This window comes from Nonomuraea sp. B19D2 (genome assembly GCF_040137845.1).
GTDB lineage: Bacteria > Actinomycetota > Actinomycetes > Streptosporangiales > Streptosporangiaceae > Nonomuraea.
This window is the reverse complement of record NZ_JBEFAK010000009.1, coordinates 120,198-139,008: the sequence shown is the minus strand read 5'-3', so window position 1 is coordinate 139,008 and position 18,811 is coordinate 120,198. Positions and strand designations below refer to the sequence as shown.

16 protein-coding genes and 1 pseudogene are annotated in these 18,811 nt (G+C 69.7%); 9 read left to right on the top strand and 8 right to left on the bottom strand.

Going from position 1 to position 18,811, the window contains the following annotated elements; all coding sequences use genetic code 11:
• Positions 1 to 201 precede the first annotated feature (201 nt).
• Together ABN273_RS19020 and ABN273_RS19015 are read left to right on the top strand one after the other, a co-directional pair.
• Complete coding sequence (locus ABN273_RS19020; protein ID WP_349450240.1) at positions 202 to 2,229, top strand: zinc ribbon domain-containing protein; 2,028 nt, start codon at positions 202 to 204, stop codon at positions 2,227 to 2,229.
• 45 nt (positions 2,230 to 2,274) lie between these two features.
• Positions 2,275 to 2,448, top strand: coding sequence for an SRPBCC family protein (locus ABN273_RS19015; RefSeq protein WP_349450239.1), 174 nt, complete (start codon positions 2,275 to 2,277; stop codon positions 2,446 to 2,448).
• Here ABN273_RS19015 and ABN273_RS19010 read toward each other — a convergent pair.
• The gene (locus ABN273_RS19010) at positions 2,445 to 3,809 is read right to left on the bottom strand and encodes a pentapeptide repeat-containing protein (RefSeq protein ID WP_349450238.1); all 1,365 of its coding nucleotides are present in this window, start codon (positions 3,807 to 3,809) and stop codon (positions 2,445 to 2,447) included. The two genes, ABN273_RS19015 and ABN273_RS19010, sit on opposite strands and share 4 nt — an antisense overlap.
• Before the next feature lie 106 nt (positions 3,810 to 3,915).
• Between ABN273_RS19010 and ABN273_RS19005 the strand changes: the two genes are divergently transcribed.
• Both ABN273_RS19005 and ABN273_RS19000 read left to right on the top strand, forming a co-directional pair.
• Positions 3,916 to 5,607 (top strand): ExeM/NucH family extracellular endonuclease, encoded by a 1,692-nt coding sequence (locus ABN273_RS19005; RefSeq protein WP_349450237.1) that lies wholly within the window; start codon positions 3,916 to 3,918, stop codon positions 5,605 to 5,607.
• Positions 5,608 to 5,966: 359 nt separating this feature from the next.
• Positions 5,967 to 6,437, top strand: a complete 471-nt coding sequence (locus ABN273_RS19000) for a hypothetical protein (RefSeq protein ID WP_349450236.1) — start codon at positions 5,967 to 5,969, stop codon at positions 6,435 to 6,437.
• A gap of 3 nt (positions 6,438 to 6,440) precedes the next feature.
• Here ABN273_RS19000 and ABN273_RS18995 read toward each other — a convergent pair whose 3' ends face one another.
• The gene (locus tag ABN273_RS18995) at positions 6,441 to 6,794 is read right to left on the bottom strand and encodes an AraC family ligand binding domain-containing protein (RefSeq protein WP_349450387.1); all 354 of its coding nucleotides are present in this window, start codon (positions 6,792 to 6,794) and stop codon (positions 6,441 to 6,443) included.
• Between the two features lie 132 nt (positions 6,795 to 6,926).
• Positions 6,927 to 8,165, bottom strand: a complete 1,239-nt coding sequence (locus ABN273_RS18990) for a prenyltransferase/squalene oxidase repeat-containing protein (protein WP_349450235.1) — start codon at positions 8,163 to 8,165, stop codon at positions 6,927 to 6,929.
• Positions 8,166 to 8,346: 181 nt separating this feature from the next.
• On the opposite strand from ABN273_RS18990, the gene ABN273_RS18985 reads away from it, so the two are divergent.
• Positions 8,347 to 9,060 carry an endonuclease/exonuclease/phosphatase family protein gene (locus tag ABN273_RS18985; protein WP_349450234.1) on the top strand — a complete coding sequence of 238 codons (714 nt, stop codon included), beginning with the start codon at positions 8,347 to 8,349 and terminating at the stop codon, positions 9,058 to 9,060.
• 72 nt (positions 9,061 to 9,132) lie between these two features.
• Positions 9,133 to 9,498, top strand: a complete 366-nt coding sequence (locus ABN273_RS18980) for a thioredoxin family protein (protein ID WP_349450233.1) — start codon at positions 9,133 to 9,135, stop codon at positions 9,496 to 9,498.
• A 21-nt stretch (positions 9,499 to 9,519) separates the two neighbouring features.
• Here the strand turns inward: ABN273_RS18980 and ABN273_RS18975 are convergent.
• Positions 9,520 to 9,777 (bottom strand): annotated as a pseudogene (locus ABN273_RS18975) (IS701 family transposase); the annotation flags it as partial.
• 392 nt (positions 9,778 to 10,169) lie between these two features.
• Between ABN273_RS18975 and ABN273_RS18970 the strand changes: the two are divergent.
• Positions 10,170 to 10,727 (top strand): DUF402 domain-containing protein, encoded by a 558-nt coding sequence (locus ABN273_RS18970; RefSeq protein ID WP_349450231.1) that lies wholly within the window; start codon positions 10,170 to 10,172, stop codon positions 10,725 to 10,727.
• Positions 10,728 to 10,938: 211 nt separating this feature from the next.
• Here the strand turns inward: ABN273_RS18970 and ABN273_RS18965 are convergent, their stop codons facing one another.
• The 3 genes from ABN273_RS18965 to ABN273_RS18955 all read right to left on the bottom strand — a co-directional run bounded on the left by ABN273_RS18965 (position 10,939) and on the right by ABN273_RS18955 (position 14,669).
• Entirely contained in the window at positions 10,939 to 11,715 is a 777-nt protein-coding gene (locus ABN273_RS18965; protein ID WP_349450230.1) for an SAM-dependent methyltransferase, read from the bottom strand.
• 280 nt (positions 11,716 to 11,995) lie between these two features.
• On the bottom strand, positions 11,996 to 13,333 hold the full coding sequence (locus ABN273_RS18960; RefSeq protein WP_349450229.1) for a class II 3-deoxy-7-phosphoheptulonate synthase: 1,338 nt from the start codon (positions 13,331 to 13,333) through the stop codon (positions 11,996 to 11,998).
• A 112-nt stretch (positions 13,334 to 13,445) separates the two neighbouring features.
• On the bottom strand, positions 13,446 to 14,669 hold the full coding sequence (locus tag ABN273_RS18955; RefSeq protein ID WP_349450228.1) for an FAD-dependent oxidoreductase: 1,224 nt from the start codon (positions 14,667 to 14,669) through the stop codon (positions 13,446 to 13,448).
• Between the two features lie 119 nt (positions 14,670 to 14,788).
• Between ABN273_RS18955 and ABN273_RS18950 the strand changes: the two genes are divergently transcribed.
• Both ABN273_RS18950 and ABN273_RS18945 read left to right on the top strand, forming a co-directional pair.
• Positions 14,789 to 15,616 carry an anti-sigma factor gene (locus ABN273_RS18950; RefSeq protein ID WP_349450227.1) on the top strand — a complete coding sequence of 276 codons (828 nt, stop codon included), beginning with the start codon at positions 14,789 to 14,791 and terminating at the stop codon, positions 15,614 to 15,616.
• A 39-nt stretch (positions 15,617 to 15,655) separates the two neighbouring features.
• Entirely contained in the window at positions 15,656 to 17,866 is a 2,211-nt protein-coding gene (locus ABN273_RS18945) for a M64 family metallopeptidase (RefSeq protein ID WP_349450226.1), read from the top strand.
• On the opposite strand, the gene ABN273_RS18940 is transcribed toward ABN273_RS18945, so the two are convergent.
• Positions 17,810 to 18,805 carry a phosphotransferase family protein gene (locus tag ABN273_RS18940; protein ID WP_349450225.1) on the bottom strand — a complete coding sequence of 332 codons (996 nt, stop codon included), beginning with the start codon at positions 18,803 to 18,805 and terminating at the stop codon, positions 17,810 to 17,812. The genes ABN273_RS18945 and ABN273_RS18940 overlap by 57 nt on opposite strands.
• Positions 18,806 to 18,811: the final 6 nt, after the last annotated feature.

Sequence of the window (18,811 nt, the reverse complement as noted above, 5' to 3'; positions counted from 1 at the left end):
TCACATGTTCTACCCGACAGGGGCAAGCGCTGGTAGTCTTACGGTCACTTACTGTGAAAGTTTGAGGTGGGCGGGGGTGTAGGTCATGCAGAGCGTGCCGGTTCGCCTGTGGCCCGGGTGTGCCGGCCGCGTGGTGCGCCTTCCGGTACGAGTGCCGCTCGGCGGCCTGCCGTCGTGCCCGCACGGTGCTGGAGGCGGTCGATGAGTAAGCTCACCGCGACCGCGACCTGTACCGCCCATGGAGCGGTGGTGGAGCAGAGCGGTCAGGTCGTCCGTCAGCCGCTGCTGGCGCAGCGGGTCGCCTGGCTGGCCGGCCTGGCGCAAGATCTGAGCGCCCGTCTGGTCGCCTCCCGGTGGAATGCGGCGGATCTGGATGCGCTGGCCTGCGGGGTGGGGCTGGACGGGCGGGCGTTGCCGGCGAAGGGCTGGATGGCTGTGCGTCGGCTGGGCTGGGGCACGGTCCCCCGCTCGGGCGTGCATGTCTGTGATCGGGTGGTGCGGTGTGCGCAGGAGCAGGCCGCCCGCGCCTTGCGGCTGGCGCTGCACCGCCGCGCCTTGGTGGCGGCGATCGTGGCGAGTTGGCCTGATAACCCGCGGGCCCGCACCGATGCCGAGTGGCAGGCGCTGCGCGCTGTGCTGCCGGACGGGGTAACCGTGGCAGAGATCCGCAACCGGACTCGGCAGATCCGCGCGTACCTCGACGAGCATGGCGCGTTGCCTGCCGATCTGACCGATCTGGAGCAGCCGCCGACCGTCGCGGCGCAGATCGTGCTGGCCGCCGCGGACCGGCAACTGGTCACCCTGGAGCGCACCGGCGACCACAGCGGCCGGTTGCGGGTGCGGCTGCCGCTGGTGGAGACTCCCGTCTCCGGCCGGGAGTGGGCCTGGCACGTGCTGGATGTGGCTTTGCCGCCGACCGTCCCGCCAGAGGCGACATTGTGCACCCCCACCCTGCGGGTGAAGAACGGTCGGGTGCGCGTCGATCTGCCGTTCCAGACCCCGATCAGCTTCGCGCCCGCCATCGGACATGCGACCGCGGTGGGGTTCGACTGGGGCCTCAACTCGCTGCTCACCGGCGTGGCCGGGCGCTTGACCGGCAGCGGCCAGGTGATCTCGGATGGGCGGCCGCTCACCTACGACGCCACCGGCATCTCGGCCAAGCTGCACCGGCTGCGGGCCGAGCGGGAGCACCTGGCAGCCAAACATCAGCGTCAAGACAAGCTCCTGGCCGGTATCACCCCCGCCGACCCCCGCTACGCCCAGCTGGCCGCGGCCTGCCAGGTGATCGGGGCCGAACACGAGCGCCTGTGCGCGCGCATCCGCAACTTGAACCGTGCGCTGGCCTGGTCGGCAGCCCGCTGGGTGGTCGACCAAGCGATTGCGGCCGGGGCGACGGTGATCTATATGGAGGACTTGGCCACCTTGGAAGCGCGTGGACGCCGTGGACGGGCGAACGCGCGTCTGTCGGGGCAGGTGCGTGGGCAGATCGTCGAGGCGATCCGGCACCTGGCGGCCAAGCACACCATCGCCGTGGTCACCGTCCCAGCCCGCGGCACCTCCAAGTATTGTCCCCGCTGCGGGAGCGGCACCTCGCTCCTGCAGCATTGCCCGGCCCCGGATCGGCTCTCCGAGCGGGGCTGGGCGTGGGCCTACTGCCCGGCCTGTGGCCTGTCGTGTGATCGGGACTGGGCCGCGGCCGAGCGGATTGTCGCGCGCGGTCTGCTCGGCCAGAACGCCACCCGCACCCACCGCGCCACCGGTGCCCGCACCATCGGCAAGGTCGTGGAGGGCAACGTGGCTCGCGTCCGCCGCACGCGCAAGCCCACCAGGGCGGCCCGGCGCGCCCGCCGCACCGGAACCGACCTGCACCCCCGACCAGAGGCGCGAGACAGATCCAAGAACCGCCCCACCCCGAAACGACCGCCCCGCACCACGAACAACCCGGTCAACAACACGGCGAACAACCAGTCAGACAATGCGACGACCTCCAGCCGTGTGCCCGACCGGCGCACGGTGCCCGCCCCATTCCCCCCGGGGAACGGACAGCGTCCGGCGGGCCAAGCACCCCAGGCGACCCACCCACCGGCGGGCCGTACAGGGCTTGCACGCGATTCTCACCACCGGACCGGCTTCCACCGCGTCGCAGCCACCCCCGTACTCGCCCTCGGAGCATACGGGGACGGCCGGCCACGGCCACGCCCATCCGATTTACCGGAAATGCTCAGGTAAACACGGAGAATCGCAGACGCTCGACCAGTTCATCGCCCGGAAAAGGTGTGGCGGGCGCTCACCGAGCCCGAGCTGGTCGCCCGCTGGCTCATGCCTAACGACTTCAAGCCGCAGGTGGGGCACCGGTTCACGTTCACCACGGAGCCCAAGCCTCAGGTGGGCTTCGACAGGATCGGCTGGCGCTCGCGCCACTTCGGCGCGATCGTGGCCGAGCTCTAGGGATGTAAGCCCGGGTAGGGCAGCTCGGCCTGGTGGTCGGCGTGCGAGGCGGAGGTCCACAGCACGGCGGCCGCGGTGACCGCCAGCAGCACCGCGAACCAGCCCGCCGCCCGCCCCATGCGCAGGCCGTACCCGCACAAGAGCCAGGAGACCGACAGCCACCAGCGGTGGCCGGCATGGCGGCGCATCTCCATGGCCGCGAACGCGAAGTCGGCCGAGGTGGCGCGGTCGCTGGGCCGCAGCCCGGCGTAGAGCGCGGCCAGCCCGTCGGGCGTGGCGCCGGGCTCGCCCTGCGCCGCCCAGCCGCGCATGGTGTGCTCGTCGGCCAGCGCCCGGCGGCGGGAGAACCAGCGCAGCATCGGCCAGCGCAGGCTCAGCCGCACGCCGCGCGGCGTGAGCGCGAACGTGCAGTCCTTGACCCGCACCCCCGAGGGATGGGCCAGGCCGGCGAACCTGCACACCGACAGGTCCAGCCCGAACAGCTCCAGACTGCCCGCCTCCACCAGCCGCAGCGACGTCAGCATGGACCTGCCCCGGCCGGTCACCGTGGCGGGGCCGCGCAGCATCGCGCCCTCGAGGTCGGCCTGCGAGTCGGTCAGCCGCAGCGTCGTCGAGCCGGCCACCTCGACGCCGCGCAGATCCACGCCGCAGCGCGCCACCGCCACGTCCAGGAGCCCGTCGGCGCGCGCCCTGGCCGCCGACAGCCGGCCGGTGGCCGAGAGGTACGCGTCGGCGGCGAAGTGCGCGCCCTCGAACCCGGCGTGCCCGCTGACCTTGCGGAAGGACACGGTACGGCCGAAGCGCGTCCCCCTGAAGGTGGCCCCGTCGCCCAGCCTGGCGCCGTCGAAGGTGGCGTACCCGTCGAACCTGGCCCGCTCGCACGACAGCCCGTGACCGAAGACGGCCTGGCTGAACAGCGCGTCGCGGGACATCACGGCCTGGTCGAGCGAGACGTGCCCGCGCACGGTGACGCCGTGGAAGGACAGCTCACGGGTGAACCTGGCGCCGGCCAGCGACACGTTTCCCTCGAAGCGGGCGCCGAAGAACGAGGCCAGCCGCTCGAACCTGGCCCCGTCGAGCGACACGTCGCCCGCGAACGTCATGCCCGCGAGCCGCACGTCGCCGGTGAACCTGACCCGATCGAGCCGGGCCCTGCCCGGCCTGCCCCCGGTGGCTTCGACGACTCTGGACAATAGCTCGTTGTTGACGGTCGTGCCGCGCAGGTCGAGCAGGCGGCTGGGGTCCATCTCGTCAAGGGCCTCGGAGAGCTGGTCGGGAGTGAGGTGTGCGAGGCAGAAGCCCGTCGGCCGGCTAGCGATTCCGGTGCAGGCAGCCGAATACGCGCAGGTGACCCAGTCCATGCACTGGTCATACCCGCGCGATGCCGGTGTCAAGGTTCGATGTTTTAATGTTCTATCCACTTTTATGTGGAAATATGCTGCCCATATAACCCGTAAAGTGCCGGACATGCGCGCTTTATCCCGAGCATCCCTGGCTGCCCTGGTTGTGGTGGCCCTATCGGCCTCACCTGCGGCGGCGGACCCGGCAGCTCCCTGCGACACCCCGGCGTCCCATCGCATCGCCCAGGTGCAGGGCAGCGGTGCGGCCACCCCGCTGTCCGGCCAGACCGTACGGGTCGAGGGCGTCGTCACCGGCGACTTCCAGCGGACCGACCAGCTCAGCGGCTTCTTCCTGCAGGATCCGCGGCCCGACGCCGACCCCGCGACCTCCGAGGGGCTGTTCGCGTACGCCAGGGAGTCCGTCAAGAACGTCAAGGTCGGCGACCGGGTCCTGGTCACCGGCCGGGCGACCGAGTACAACGGCTGGACCGAGTTGTCGCCGGTCACCGCCGTGGACGTGTGCGGCACGGGGAGCGTGGCGGCGCAGCCGTACAAGCTGCCCTCCGGCGGCCTGGAGCCGGTCGAGAACATGCTGCTCACGTTCCCGCAGCCGCTGACCGTCAGCGAGCACTACAACCTGGGCCGCTACGGCGAGGTCACGCTCTCCTCCCAGGGGCGGCTCTTCCAGCCGACCGACCGGCCGGGCGTGGACCCCGCCCTGAACAAGCGCCGCTCGCTGCTGATCGACGACGGCTCGACCCGGGAGAACCCGGCGGCCCTGCCGCCCGTCGTGCGCACCGGAGATGTCGCGTCCGGGGTCACGGGCGTGCTCGGGTACGGCTTCGGGACGTACCGGCTCCAGCCCACCCAGCCGATCGACTACAAGAACGCCAACCCGCGCCTGCCCAAGCCGTTCCCGGTGATCGGCAACGTCAAGGTGGCCTCGCTCAACACCCTCAACTGGTTCACCACGCTCGGCTCGCGCGGCGCCACCAACGCCGAGGAGCAGCGGCGCCAGCTCGCCAAGCTGGTGGCCGCGCTCAAGGGGCTCGACGCCGACGCGGTCGCGCTCATGGAGGTCGAGAACAACGGCCAGACCGCGCTCCAGACGCTGGTGGACGCGCTCAACGCCGAGGTCGGAGCCGGTACGTACGCCGCGCTCACGCACCCGTACCCCGGCACCGACGCCATCCAGGTCGCGCTGATCTACAAGCCCGGCAAGCTCACCCCGGTCGGCGAGCCGAAGGCGTCGCAGGACCCGGTGTTCAGCCGCCCGCCGCTGATCCAGACCTTCCACCGCAAGGGCGGCGGCCAGCCGTTCACCATGCTGGTCAACCACCTCAAGTCCAAGGGCACCTGCCCGTCCGGCGGACCCGACGCCGACCAGGGCGACGGCCAGAGCTGCTGGAACGCCACCCGCGTCAAGCAGGCCCAGGCCCTGCTGGGCATCGTCGAGGACCAGGACCTGCCGAACCCGATCGTGCTCGGCGACCTCAACGCCTACGGCGAGGAGGACCCGATCGACACCCTCGAGGCGGGCGGCCTGACCAGCGTGACCAAGCGGTTCGTGCCCGCACCGCTGCGCTACAGCTACCTGTTCGACGGGCTCGCCGGCGAGCTCGACCACGCCCTGGTCGGCCGGCAGCTGCTCAAGCGGGTGACGAGCGCGACCATCTGGCACATCAACTCCGATGAGCCGCGCATCCGCGACTACAACATGGAGTACAACCCGCCCGGCCTCTACCAGCCGGACGCGTACCGCTCCTCCGACCACGATCCCCTGATCATCGGCCTGACCCTGCCGGGGGGCAAGGGATAAGTCAGAAGAGAGGGGACGGTTTCACGACGTTTCGCAAACTGCCCACGTGAAACCGTTCCCCTCTTTTCTTGTTCGGAGATCGGCCGTAATCTCGACATAAGGGGACTTGCTTACTTGAAGAGGGTTCGGTGGACGGTAATGCGTTCAATCGCCTCACGAGTACTCTCGGCACGAAAGTCTTCCCCGCCGGGGCGGGTGTTCTGTCTCCCGCGACGGCCCGCAATTTGCTGCGGATGGCCCTGGGGGGACTGGCCTGCGATCCGGAGCAGCGGAAATCGGTGGCCCGGCGCTCGTACGCGCATCCGAACGGGTTCGATCGCATATCGCTTTACTGCGAGTCCGGAGGCATGGAAGTCCGCGTGCATCTCTGGTGGACCGGGATCGTCTCGGACGAGACCATTCACAACCACGCCTGGGACTTCAGCTCGCTCGTGCTGTGCGGATCGCTGCGTTTCCAGCTCCTCCAGAACGTGCCCGGCGGCGGGCCCTACGACCGTTACGACTCCACGATGCCGCCCGGCGGCGTGCCGGGCGACTACGGGTTCGAGCTGACCGGCCACGCCTCGCTGGAGGTGGCCGTGGACGCGGAGGTGCCCGCCGGCTCGTTCTACCGGATGCACCGCGACACCTATCACCGCGTGCTGGCTGCGCCGGAGGGTGCGCCGATGACCGCCACCATCGTGGTCAGGGGGCCGGTCCGCCGGAGCTTCTCACACGTGCTGGTGCCCTCGGGAACGCCGATCGCGCATACGCGGTCCATGAGGCGCCTGGCGGAAGACGAGATCATGGACAAGCTCGGCACGCTCCTGGCCGGGCTCGCCGGGCCGTGACCGTCATTCGACGTCGAAGACCTGCTCCTGCGCGGGCCACCAGGGCGGCGTGGAGGTCAGCAGCATCCTCAGCCCGTCGCCCTCGTAGGTGAACTTCGAGCCCTTAGGGATGGTGACGAGGTCGCCCGGATTGCAGCACTCGCGGCGGTCTTCGATGTGGAACGTGCCGCGCCCCTCGATCACGTAATAGACGAAGTCGCACTCTCGCTGGCACAGCCAGGTGGGCACCCGGCCGGTGATCTCGATGATGAGGTGGCTGCTGCTCGTCAGCTGGCCGCCCGATTCGAAAAGCTTGCCCCGATGCCCCAGCTTGTCGAAGCTCCATTCGGCCGGCTCGACGAACACGTGGGTGGTCATCGTCACCTTCCCGGTTATGTGAAGAGCTGTGGAAGAGCCTAGGCGGTGGCGCGGTCGCTTGTCGTCGAAATCCTACGCGGGCATACTGCTTTTTCTATGATCGCATCTCCGGGCGTGATCTTCAATTGCCGGTCAAGGACGATTCTTCGGCGCCTTGCCGATCCATTTTCCGGCCCAGGCCAGGGTGAGCGAGAGCGCGAGCCAAATGAGAGAGCTAATCAGGTTCGTCCATATCCCGGTGACATCGAGCTCGAGGCCCGCGAGGGCCGTGGCCAGTACCGGCTGGATGTATTCCCAGGTTTGGGCTACCAATAAAGCCCCGAAAGCGAGGTAAAGGAACGACTCGCGTGCCCACGCGCCCGCCCTTCGCAGCACCCTGGTCAGATCGCTTTCCAACGTTCCAATCGGTTGCGCGCGGCGGATCTCCAGCCACTTGGTCAGGGCGACCATGATCTGCGTGGTGCACCAGACGAACTCCGTCGGGTCGTACTCCTCGAAGAGCCACGCGCCGGACGGCCGCTGGCGGCCGAGCAGATAGCGGACCGCCCTCTCCGCGGCCTCCTGGCATCGCGGGTCGGCGGGGAAGTCGGTGAGGGCCAGCAGCGCCCACCCCGTGCCGTAGTGGACGCACCGCGACGGCGTGCCCTCCAGTTCGGCGGTGAACCATTCGTCGTAGCTGTTCTCCCAGGACCCGTCCGCCTTCTGGCGTCCGAGGAGGTACGTCACGCCGTCCCTGACCCAGCCGACGTCCTCGGGCACGCCGGCCAGCCGTACCGCGTGCAGGACCTGCGCCGTCGTGGCGGCGTTGGGGGTCGCGCCGACCTTGATGCCCCAGCCCTTGCTCTCGGGCTCCTGCATCAGCCGCAGCCGCGTCGTGATCAGGCCGCGGATGTCGTCGAGGCCCTCCTGAAGGGCCAGCGCCCAGAGGGTGAGGGCCGTGGGCAGGGTGCGGGGGCTGCCGATGTCCCTGTGCGTGGTGGCCGCGGCGCCCTGGTCGTCCACGCATTCGCGCAGGTACCCCACCGCCCGCTCCACATGCGGGTCGTTGCCGCGGTGCCAGCCCATGTCGCGCAGCGCGATGACGACCCAGGCCGTGGCCTCGGCGGGGGAGTATTTCATCTCCCTGGCCGGGAAGCCCCCGTCGGGGTTCTGCCGGCCGCGCAGCCAGTTCGCGGCGCTGGTCAGCATCTCGGAGTTGGGCTCGGCCTGCACCGCCAGCATGCCACGGATGCCGTCGAGGGTGCCGCCCCACTCCGTCGGGTCCTCGTCCACGTGGTGCCCCCACCCGGACCCGGTGGGCAGGGACTTGTAGCACGCGCGTAGCCACTCCTCCGCCCGGCGGAGCCCGTCCCTGACGTCAGGCTGATCCATGATCCCCCAAGCCGAACGCGATGCCTCTCCTACTTCTCTATCGGAGTAGGGTGACGAACGTCACAACACATGCCGAACCGGGTCTCGTTCCGGGCTGACCGCAAATAGGGTAGATCTCCGATACCGTCGTGATTCTGGATGGCGTCGGGTGCTTGACCTCCTGGGAGAAGGTGAGCGTGCAATGGCGCACGTTGATCGATCCCGGACGCGTGTGCTGCGCGTCGGGACATGGAACGTCCACGAAGGCCGGCGCGAGGGCGACGACGGCAGCCCGGGAACGCGCGAGGTGGTACGGCTGATCCAGGAGCAGGACCTGGACGTGCTGGCCCTGCAGGAGGTCGCCTTCAACGGCACGGGGTCCCCGATGCTCGACGCGATCGCCGGGCAGACGGCGTTGCGGCACGTCGAGGGCCAGCCGCTGTCACCGGCGATGCGCCCGCCCGGGTCCTCAGGCATCGCGCTGGCCAGCAGGTTTCCGCTGGAGGACGTCAGGCGCGCCGTACTGCCCAACCCGGGGCTGGTCAAGGACGACTGGCACTCCTACGACAAGGGGCTCATGACCGCGCGGCTCGCGTACGGAAGGCGGACGATCGCGGTCGGATGCGTGCACATGGTGCCCTTCCACCGGTTCGGGCGCCGCGCGGAGGAGCCCGAGTTCAGCCACATCTGGGAGCAGGCGGCCAAGGAACTCGGGTACGCCCTGCTGCCCCTCACCTTCGTGGGCGGAGACCTCAACACCCCCCGGCACGATCTCCTGGACCTGCCCCTGCTCCCGTCCCACCGGGACGAGGTGGACACCATCCTCCATACCCCGCCGGCCCCCAGCCGGCCGCCGAGCTCGATCCCGACGTTCTCCGACCATCCCTGCCAGGTGGCGGAGTTCGCGGTGGCATAGTCAGTGGAATGCCCGGGAGCGGGTAGGGGTTCATACCCATGGAAAATTTCAGCGACGAACGAGGAGCCACTTGTGGCGACCATCGAAGTAACCGAGAAGAACTTCAACGACATCGCCGACAAGGGGATCGTGCTACTTGATTTCTGGGCGGAGTGGTGCCCGCCGTGCAAGAAGTTCGGGCCGATTTTCGAGCAGGCGTCCGACAAGCACGACGACATCACGTTCGGCAAGATCGACACGGATGCCGAGCAGGGGCTCGCTCAGGGCTTCGACATCACCTCGATCCCGACGCTCATGGCCATCCGTGACGGCATCGTCGTCTTCGCCCAGGCCGGCGCCATCCCGGCGCCCGCGCTTGAGGACCTGATCCGGCAGGTGCGGGCGCTCGACATGGACGCCATCAGAGCCGAGCTCGCCGAGGAGCTCAAGCAGAACTAGTACTCCAGCGACGCTTCGCGATCACGGTTGGGATCTGCGCTGGTGGCGGCGGCGCCAGTCTGACCAGCGCAGGATGTCTGTGGTCGGGTGAGTCGTGGTCAGGATGAGCGCGGTCAGCAGCCGGCGGATTTCGGGCAGTGTCAGTGGGATGCGCTCGTCGTTGGTGTTGGGTGGCTGGGTGGCGGCGATGCCTGCCAGGAGGGCCAGGGCGAGCATGGCCAGGGTGATGTGCCGGTGCCATGCCGTCCAGCCGCGGACCTGGTGTCCGACGGACCCCTCGCGGGTGAAGGGGAACTTGGCCTTGTACGCATGGAGGTAACGTTCGAGGTCGGCCACCTCCATCGTGTCCCGCAGGAATCTGATCTGCTGGTCCACCGTGGTTCTCGCGTTCCAGCCGACGTTGTGATCCCACTCCGGGTTCAGGTTCTGGAGGTCACATACGCATCGCCAGGCTGCCGCCGGCGCTGCTCTCCGCGGCATTTGAGGCCCCGCATATCGTCCGGGCTCTGCGCGCCGGCAGCCATGTGCTGGGTCTGGTAGGGGGTGACCTGCTGCGTGACCCACCGTCCGGCTCACAGCGAGCAGACGCTCAACCTCCCTGGTCGAACGGCACCCGCAACCGAGCTATCCACAAAAGACCATGCAGTCCCGCGCCTTGGGAGAATCACCCGATGAAGGACACGACCGATCCCAGTGCAGGGTTGGACAAGACAGCATCCCTCATCCCGCCGGCCCTGGTGAGCATGCGGATCTATGAACATCGTCCGGTGCCGGCTCGGCTATGCGGCACGGTGCTCTACTCCGACCAGGTGTACTGGCGGCATCAAGGGCCGCGACGGTACTTCTGGCTCGTTGAGGAAGACCTGCAGTTGGTCTACGAACCTTTCGGCTGGCGCGACGAATGGTATGTGGACGTGGTCTCCATCGAGCGCTCGGAACGCGACGGAGCACCCCTGTTCACCGTCCACGACCGCTACCTGGACTTCGTGGTCGAGAGGATGGGTCCCACCTACCGTGCGTTGGACCTCGATGAGGCCGGTCAGGCGCTGCTGGACGGAGCGCTCGCCCCGGCGGAGCTGGCACGGGCGCTGTCGGCGGCGCAACGCTTCGTCGACTCCCACCTGCACAGGGCCGCCACCTTCCCACCCCCGCCGATCCAGAAGTTGTTCTCTGCCGACCATCGGTATCCGGGGTGGGCCGAAGAACCTGTCGCGCTCTTGCCTCACTGATTCGGCTTGGACCGAGATCCGAAAGCGGCGATGACTGTACCCCGGGCCAACCGGTCCCTGATGATGGGCTACACCCCTCGAGGAATGCTTCCAAGCCGCCAAAAACGAGGTCGGCGACCACGCCTTGGCCTGGTCGCAACGCCGACGCCATCACCAGACCCGCGCACGGGCCAGCCACCGCTGGAAACGCTGGCTAAAACAGGCTCTAGTACTAGGCGTTTTCCGATTTCCGGCCGACTCCGACGTACCCGAACGTGATCCCGTTGCCCGGTGCGTCCGGGTCATCGGGGCGCCAGCCGTTCGGGTACGTCAGTCCGGGCTCCTCCAGCTCGTAGCCGTCGAAGAAGCGCAGGATCTCCTCGCGGGTCCTGAGGCTGAGCACGGCCGTGGCCCTGCGGTAGATCTCGATGGCCTGCGGGGTGGTGTCCGGCGTGTCGTCGATGGCGTGGCTGATCACCAGCCGGCTGCCGGGCGCGCTCACCGCGCGCGCCTTGGCCACCAGATCGTAGGCCATGTCGTCCGGGATGAAGTGCAGAATGGCCAGCATCAGGAACGCCACCGGCCGGTCGAAGTCCACCAGGCCGCCCAGCTTGTCCAGCAGCGCGTCGGGCTCGCGCACGTCGGCCTGCAGGACGTCCACGTCGTCGGTCCTGGCCAGCAGGGCTCTGCCGTGCACGCAGACCACGGGGTCGTTGTCCACGTAGATGACGCGCGCCTCAGGGGCGATCTCATGCGTGTTCCCCTGGGTCGGCAGCCCCGCGCCGAGGTCCACGATCTGCCGCACGCCGGACTCGACCACGTGCCGCACGGCGCGGCGCAGGAACGCCCTGTTCGCGCGGGCGCCCTTCTTGGTGTTGGGGAACGTCTGCAGGATCTGCTCGGCGGCTGCCCGGTCGGCCGCGAAATTGTCCTTGCCGTCGAGGTAGTAGTCGTACATACGCGCGACGTTGGGGACGTCGGGGTCCACCCCCTCAGGAGCACTGTCCACGGTTTCTCCCGAAATGTCGCCCTCTTTGCGGGCGATCATATCCGCGGAACCCCAAATTTCTGCCGAATTCGATTCTTTTTCGCGTCCCGATTAGACGCACATCACCCCTGCTCAGCGCTTTGTATCGGGCCCGCTCCATTCCGTCCCGCCGTCGGCGAAGTGCGGTGGTGTGGCGGTGCTCGCCCCGAGCGGTGCGTCCACTCGGGGCGGGGCGGTCAGCCGCGGTAGCCGGCCGGCCAGCCGCGGTGGTCGGCCGGGTCAGCCGCGGTGGTCGGCCGGGTCAGCCGCGGTAGAGCTCGGCGACGCGGAAGGCGAGGTCGAGGGACTGGCTGCGGTTGAGCCGGGGGTCGCAGGCCGTCTCGTAGCGGGTCGCGAGGTCGCCCTCCACGATCTCGTGCCCGCCACCGACGCACTCCGTCACGTCGTCGCCGGTGAACTCGATGTGGATGCCGCCAGGATGCGTCCCCAGCGACTGGTGCACCTCGAAGAAGCCCGCCACCTCGTCCAGCACGTCGTCGAGCCGGCGCGTCTTGTGCCCGCTGGGCGCCTCGAACGTGTTGCCGTGCATCGGGTCGCAGATCCAGGCCACCTGTGCTCCCGTGGCCGTGACCTCCTTGACCAGGGCCGGCAGGTGCTCGCGGATCTTGGCGGCCCCCATCCGGGTGATGAAGGTGAGCCGCCCCGCCTCGTTGCTCGGGTTGAGCTTGTCGATGAGGGCGAGCGCCTCTTCGGTCGTCGTGGTGGGCCCGAGCTTGACGCCGATCGGGTTGCGGATCTTGGAGAAGAAGTCGACGTGCGCCCCGTCGAGCTGGCGGGTGCGCTCGCCGATCCAGACCATGTGCGCCGACACGTCGTACGGCCGCCCCGTACGCGAGTCGATCCGGGTGAGTGCCCTGTCGTAGTCGAGGATCAGCGCCTCGTGCGAGGAGTAGAACTCCACGGTGTGGAACTCCTCGGGATCGGCGCCGCAGGCCCGCATGAACGCGAGGGCCTGGTCGATCTCCCTGGCCAGCTGCTCGTAGCGGCGCCCGGCGGGCGACTCGGCCACGAAGTCCTGGTTCCAGGCGTGCACCTGGCGCAGGTCCGCGTAGCCGCCCTTGGTGAACGCGCGCGCGAGGTTGAGGGTCACGGCCGAGGAGTGGTACGCCTTGAGCAGCCGCCACGGATCGGGCCTGCGCGCCTCGGCGGTGAAGTCGAACCCGTTGACCATGTCGCCCCGGTAGGCCGGCAGCTCGATCCCGTCGCGGGTCTCGGTGCCCTTGGAGCGCGGCTTGGCGAACTGCCCGGCGACCCGGCCGATCTTCACGACCGGCACCTTGCCCGCGTACGTCAGCACGATCGCCATCTGCAGCAGCGTCTTGAGCTTGTTGCGCACGTTGTCGGCGGTCGCGCCGGAGAAGGTCTCCGCGCAGTCGCCGCCCTGCAGGACGAAGGCCTCGCCGCGGGCGACCGCGGCGAGCTGCTCCTTGAGCTGGTCGCACTCCCCGGCGAAGACCAGTGGGGGCAGGCTGCCCAGCTCGGCGACGACCTTGTCGAGCTCGCCGAGGTCAGGCCAGTCTGGCTGCTGCGCCGCGGGGAGGGCTCGCCAGGAATCGAGATCCACGAGATTGCTGCTCACGAGATACGAGGGTAATCTACTGGCTCCGCCCTGCCGACCGTGTTGTCCACGTTTTGGCACACCCCGGCGGGTGAGAACGACGTTTCCCGGCCGAAGCCGGGCCCATACGAGGTCAGGCCTTCCGCACCAGCACGTGCTCGGGCCGGATCCCCAGCCCGACGAACCGCCGTGCCATCCGGTTCGCCAGCGGGATCTTCGTGAGATCGCGCGGCAGCCGCGACGGGTCGAACTCGCGCGGCAGCCGCGACGGGTCGAACTCGCGCCTCAGCGCCCTCTTGATCACCACGTTCTGGAACACCCGCTGGGCCGCCTGCGTGACCCTGGTGGGCAACATCCGCCGCTTCTGCAGCAGGTGCAGGGTCGACTCGGGGATCGGCGCGCCGGACCTGAGCGAGCCCGCCAGCAGGTTGGCGGCGGCGACCGCGTCCTGCACCGCCAGGTTGATCCCCACCCCGAACACCGGCGACATGGCGTGCGCGGCATCCCCGATGCACACGAACCCGGGCCGATGCCAGCGGTGCAGCCGGTTGATCACGACCGTGAGCACGCTGACGTCGTCGTAGCTCCTGATCTGCCCGATCCGGTCGGCCAACCATGGCACCAGCGACGCGACCGGCTCGCGGAGCGCGTCGATGCCTTCGCCGGTGAGCTCGTCGAACCCGCCCTTGGGGATCACGTACGCGAGCTGCCAGTAGCTCTCCCGGTTGATCGCGACCATGATGCGGCCGCTGGAGATCCGCAGGAACGGGTCGTCCCGGTCGGACGGGTGCCTGGGCAGCCGGAACCACACCACGTCCATGGGCGCGCCGAGCTCCTCGGGCACGAGCCCCGCCCGTTCGCGCAGGGTCGAGTGCCGCCCGTCGGCGGCGACCGTCAGGTCGGCCCTGATCTCGTGCTCACCGGACCCGTCCCGGTAGCGCAGCCCGCGTACGGCCCGGCCCTCGCGGATCAGGTCGTGCGCCTCGGCGTTCATGAGCAGCCGGAAGCCCGGGTACCGCTCGGCGGCCGACGTGATGAGCTTGAGGAAGTCCCATTGCGGGACCCATGCGATGTAGTCGTACTTGCCGGGCAGCCCGCGCAGGCTCGCCAGCCTGATGTCCCCGGCGTCGGTCACCATGCTCATCCCGTACGCCTTGCGGTGCGGGATCTCCAGGAACTCCTCGGCCAGCCCGAGCTCGTCGAGCACCTGCAACGTGGACGGATGGATCGTGTCGCCCCGGAAGTCCCGCAGGAAATCGCCGTGCTTCTCCAGCAGCGTCACCTCGACGCCCGCCCTGGCCAGCAGCAGCGCGAGCATCGCGCCTGCCGGGCCGCCTCCCGCGATTACGCAGTCCATAATTCATCATCCGATGAGATCGTCTCACGTCATGAGAAAAGAGCAACCCCTCATGGCAATCCGACATGCCCGAGCGGCCGAAGTACATGCGTGAGCCGCCTCTCGCAAAGGGAGTGGAAATGACCGACGAACTCCACACCCTCTCTGGCGCCTACGCCGTGCACGCACTGCCGTACGCCGAGTGGGTGCTGTTCGACAAGCACCTGCCGGCCTGCCAGGCCTGCGAGGCCGAGGTACGGCGTCTGCGGGAGACGGCGGCCAGGCTGGCGGGGACGGTGGCCGAGCCGCCGCCCGCCGCGCTCCGCGGGCGCCTGCTCGCCGCCGCGCACGAGTCACGGCACCCCGGCATCCAGCCGGAACAGCTGCCCGACGACAGCCCCACCGTCTGGCGCCGCCCGGAGGGCTTGCCGACGATCCGTACCCCGCCCGAGCCGGGGCAGCCCGCGGCCGTCAACACCGGCCGGGTCGTGCCGCTCAGGCGTGGGCGGGCGAAGGTGACGGCGGGCCTGGCGGCGGTGGCCGCGGCGGCCGCGGTCGCGCTCGGCGCGGTGGCCGTCGACGCCCGCCGCGACCTGGGCGAACTGGCCGCGAGGAACGACGAGGTGATCGCCGTGCTGGCCGCGCCCGACGCCGAGACGGTACGCCGGCCCGTCACCTCGGGCGGCACCGCCACGGTGGTGATCTCCCGGTCAAGGGGACGCATGGTGTTCGCCTCATCTGGCCTGCCGGAACTGCCCGGATCCAAGGGTTACGAGCTGTGGCTGATGGGCCGCGACGGCCCGCGCCCCGCCGGGATGCTGGACCGCGCCGAGCACGGCCTGACCACGCCCCTGCTGGTCACGCCGGAGCGAGGGGACGACCGGGTGGCGCTGACGGTCGAGCCCGCGGCCGGGTCGGAGAAGCCGACGACCCGGCCCATCCTCCTGGCCGATCTTCCCGAGGCCTGACTCTTGGTCGTGCGGCCATGATCGGCGATAGTGCAGGGCATGCGTATATTCGTGGCCCTGGTGCTGGCCGCCGCACTGTTACACACCCCCTCAGCGATCGCCGAGCCGGGCGCGGCCACGGTGGTGCCCGTGCAGGTCACGGGCGCCCCGTCCAAGAGGTTCAACCTGATCGTCATGGGGGACGGCTACACCGAGGCGGAACAGGCCAAGTTCAGGGCCGACGTCGACCGGCACCTCAACGTGATGTGGTCGATCGAGCCGTTCAAGACGTACCGGAACTACATCAACGTCTACCGCGTCGACATCGTCTCGGGCGAGTCGGGCATCAGCTGCGACCCAGGGCTGGACTCGCCGAGGAAGACGACCCCGCTCGGCATGGGCTTCTGGGGCCGCTGCAACCCGAGCAGCGTCCAGCGCCTGATCACCATGGACAACGCCGCCGCCACCCGCTACGCCGACCTGGTCACCGGCACCTCGTCCGGCAACCGGCAGATCCTCGCGCTCGGCAACAGCGGCACGTACGGCGGCGCGGGCGGCTCGTACGCCACCGCCTCGGGCAGCAACAGCATGTCCGCCCTGATCAGCCCGCACGAGCTGGGCCACTCCCTGGGCGGCCTGCAGGACGAGTACGACTACTACCAGCGCGGCGTCCCCGGCGGCGCCTACCAGGGGTCAGAGCCGTCCAGCGCCCACCACACGCTGCTGACCGAGCAGCAGATGAAGGACCAGCAGAAGAAGTGGTGGCGCTGGCTGGGCGAGCCCAGCGAGTCGGGCGGCCCCATCGGCCGCTACGAGGGCGGCCTGTACTACACGACCGGCGTCTGGCGCCCCAGCCGGCACTCCATGATGAAGACCCTCGGCTACTACTACGACCAGGTCAGCCGCGAGATCATGGTGCAGCGCATCACCGCCAAGACCACGCTCATCCAGGACGCCACGCCCGACCAGCAGCCCGTCGGCGCCGACCGGGTGCTGTGGGCCGAGCCGATGCGCCCCGTCGGCCACGCGCTCGCGATCACCTGGAACGTGGACGGCAAGGACCTGCAGACCCACGAGCAGACCCTCGACCTGCGTACCCTCGGACTCGCCCCGGGAACCCACACGGTCACCGTCACCGTCTCGGACCCGACCGGGTTCGTCAGGGATCCGGCGATCAAGGCGGCCCTCACCGGATCGCGCGCCTGGACGGTGGACACGTCGCTGACCACCACGCCGGACGGCGTCAAGCCCGCCATCGTCTCCTCCACGCCTACGGACCGGCCGCTCGGCCGCGCGGACGTCGCGTACGTGGAGACCACCCACCCGGCCGCGACCGTCCCCGAGGTCGCCTGGACCCTGGACGGCCGGCCCGCCGGCACCGGCACCGACCTCGACCTGGGCGAGCTGGACCTGAAGCCGGGCGCCCACACCCTCACCGCGGCCCTCGGCGGGAAGACCCTCACCTGGCAGATCGACGCCGACCGGCCCACGACACGGTACGAGCTGTCCGAGCCGCTCGCCAGGTCCGGCGACACCTACGTCTACAACAGCCCGTTCTCCATGCGGCTCACCGGCAAGGACGACCGCGACGGCTACGTGGTCTCGGAGTCCAGGGTGGACGGCGACGGCTGGTTCAACTACTTCGGCTGGCCCACCTCCTCGGAGCTGCCGTGGACGTTCAGCGAGGACGGCACGGTCATCGACTCCCTCGTGTACGGCAAGCTGCCGCGCGGCCGGCACACCATCGACTACCGCTCGATCGACGCCGCCGGGAACCACGGCGCGCCGAAGAGCTTCACCGTCACCACGATCGCGCCGCCGCCTGCCTGCACCAGCACGGTCACCGGCGCGCAGCGCGGCCCGCTCACCGCCGCCTCCGGCGTCACCTGCCTCGACCGCGCCGAGGTCTCCGGGCCCGTGACGGTCAAGCCGGGGGCGTCGCTGGTGGTCACCGGCGGCCGGATCACCGGCACGCTGACCGCGGTCGAGCCCGCTTCCGTGCACCTGCTCAAGGCGTCCGTCACCGGCGCGCTCAGCGTCCGCGGCGCCAAGGCGCTGACCGTCGTGGGCGCCGACCTGCGCGGCGCCGCGCTGCTGGCCGGCAACACGGCGCCGATCCTGTCGGGCACCACGGTCAAGGGAGCTCTGGTGTGCACCGGAGAGCAGCCCGTGGACCTGGGCGTGCCCAACAAGGGCACGGGCCCGTGCGTCCGGCTATCCGCGGGGGCCAGGGGAGGAGCGTACGAGGCGGTCGAGCACCCTGGTCAGTGAGCCGAACGCGGCGTCGCGGAGCCGGGCGTACTCGTCCTCGGGATACTGCCTGGGGCCGTTCTCCACCAGCAGGATCAGGTAGAGGTAGGCGCGGTAGAGGTCGAGCCGGGTGCGCGCCGCGGGGGTCAGCTCCAGCGGCGTCACCTCGCGGTAGCCCGCCAGCAGCGGGTCGTCCTCCGTCAGCTCGCCGAAGATCGTCGGCGTGACGAACTCGGCGAGCGGGTCGCCCCAGAAGGCCCGCTCGTGGTCGATGATGGCCTGGATCCGCGGCGGGCCGCTGAGGTCGAGGAAGACGTTGCCCTGCCACACGTCGAAGTGCACCAGCCGCGGCGTCGTCACCTCGTCGAGCACGGGCGAGGCCGCCTCGATCACGGCCAGGATCTCCCCGGCCGGGCGCGGCAGCGGCGTCGGCCAGCGCTCGGTGTCGCCGACCAGCGCCCCGACCATCGCCAGGAACGCCTCCCGCCAGGTGGCGCCCACGATGCCGGCGTGCGGGTAGCCGAACACCTCGCCGGTCACCGCGTTGAACCTGGCCAGGTGGCGGCCCAGCTCCCGGCGCAGCGCGTCCCCGCCCTCGGGCTTGACCTCGTTCCAGGACACCCCGTCGAGCGCGCTGAGCAGGAGGTAGTCGCCGCCCAGCACCGGGTCGTCGAACCCGGCGCGCAGCAGCGTCGCCACCGGCACCCCGGCCTGCGCCGCCAGCTCGTACGCGGCGGCCTCCATGCGCAGCAGGTTGCGCTCGTAGCTGAGCTGGTCGAGGTCGGGCGGCGGCGACAGCTTGAGCACCACCTCGCGCCCGTCGTCCAGCTTCAGCCGCCATACGGCGTTGGCGTAGCCGTCGGTCAGCTCGGTGACGGCCGTCACCCCCGTGCCCAGCGCGCGCCGCACCAGGGCGTCCAGCTCGGCCTCTGATAACTGGCGCTTCGTCCTACTGTCCACGGGAGC

Bases quoted from the DNA above. Each gene is read 5' to 3' on its own strand.
- ABN273_RS18950 (WP_349450227.1), top strand. From the start codon at position 14,789: ATGACCGACGAACTCCACACCCTCTCTGGCGCCTACGCCGTGCACGCA.
- ABN273_RS18985 (WP_349450234.1), top strand. From the start codon at position 8,347: ATGGCGCACGTTGATCGATCCCGGACGCGTGTGCTGCGCGTCGGGACA.
- ABN273_RS19010 (WP_349450238.1), bottom strand. From the start codon at position 3,809: ATGGACTGGGTCACCTGCGCGTATTCGGCTGCCTGCACCGGAATCGCT.
- ABN273_RS18970 (WP_349450231.1), top strand. From the start codon at position 10,170: ATGAAGGACACGACCGATCCCAGTGCAGGGTTGGACAAGACAGCATCC.
- ABN273_RS19020 (WP_349450240.1), top strand. From the start codon at position 202: ATGAGTAAGCTCACCGCGACCGCGACCTGTACCGCCCATGGAGCGGTG.
- ABN273_RS18955 (WP_349450228.1), bottom strand. From the start codon at position 14,669: ATGGACTGCGTAATCGCGGGAGGCGGCCCGGCAGGCGCGATGCTCGCG.
- ABN273_RS18945 (WP_349450226.1), top strand. From the start codon at position 15,656: ATGCGTATATTCGTGGCCCTGGTGCTGGCCGCCGCACTGTTACACACC.
- ABN273_RS19005 (WP_349450237.1), top strand. From the start codon at position 3,916: ATGCGCGCTTTATCCCGAGCATCCCTGGCTGCCCTGGTTGTGGTGGCC.
- ABN273_RS18995 (WP_349450387.1), bottom strand. From the start codon at position 6,794: ATGACCACCCACGTGTTCGTCGAGCCGGCCGAATGGAGCTTCGACAAG.
- ABN273_RS18990 (WP_349450235.1), bottom strand. From the start codon at position 8,165: ATGGATCAGCCTGACGTCAGGGACGGGCTCCGCCGGGCGGAGGAGTGG.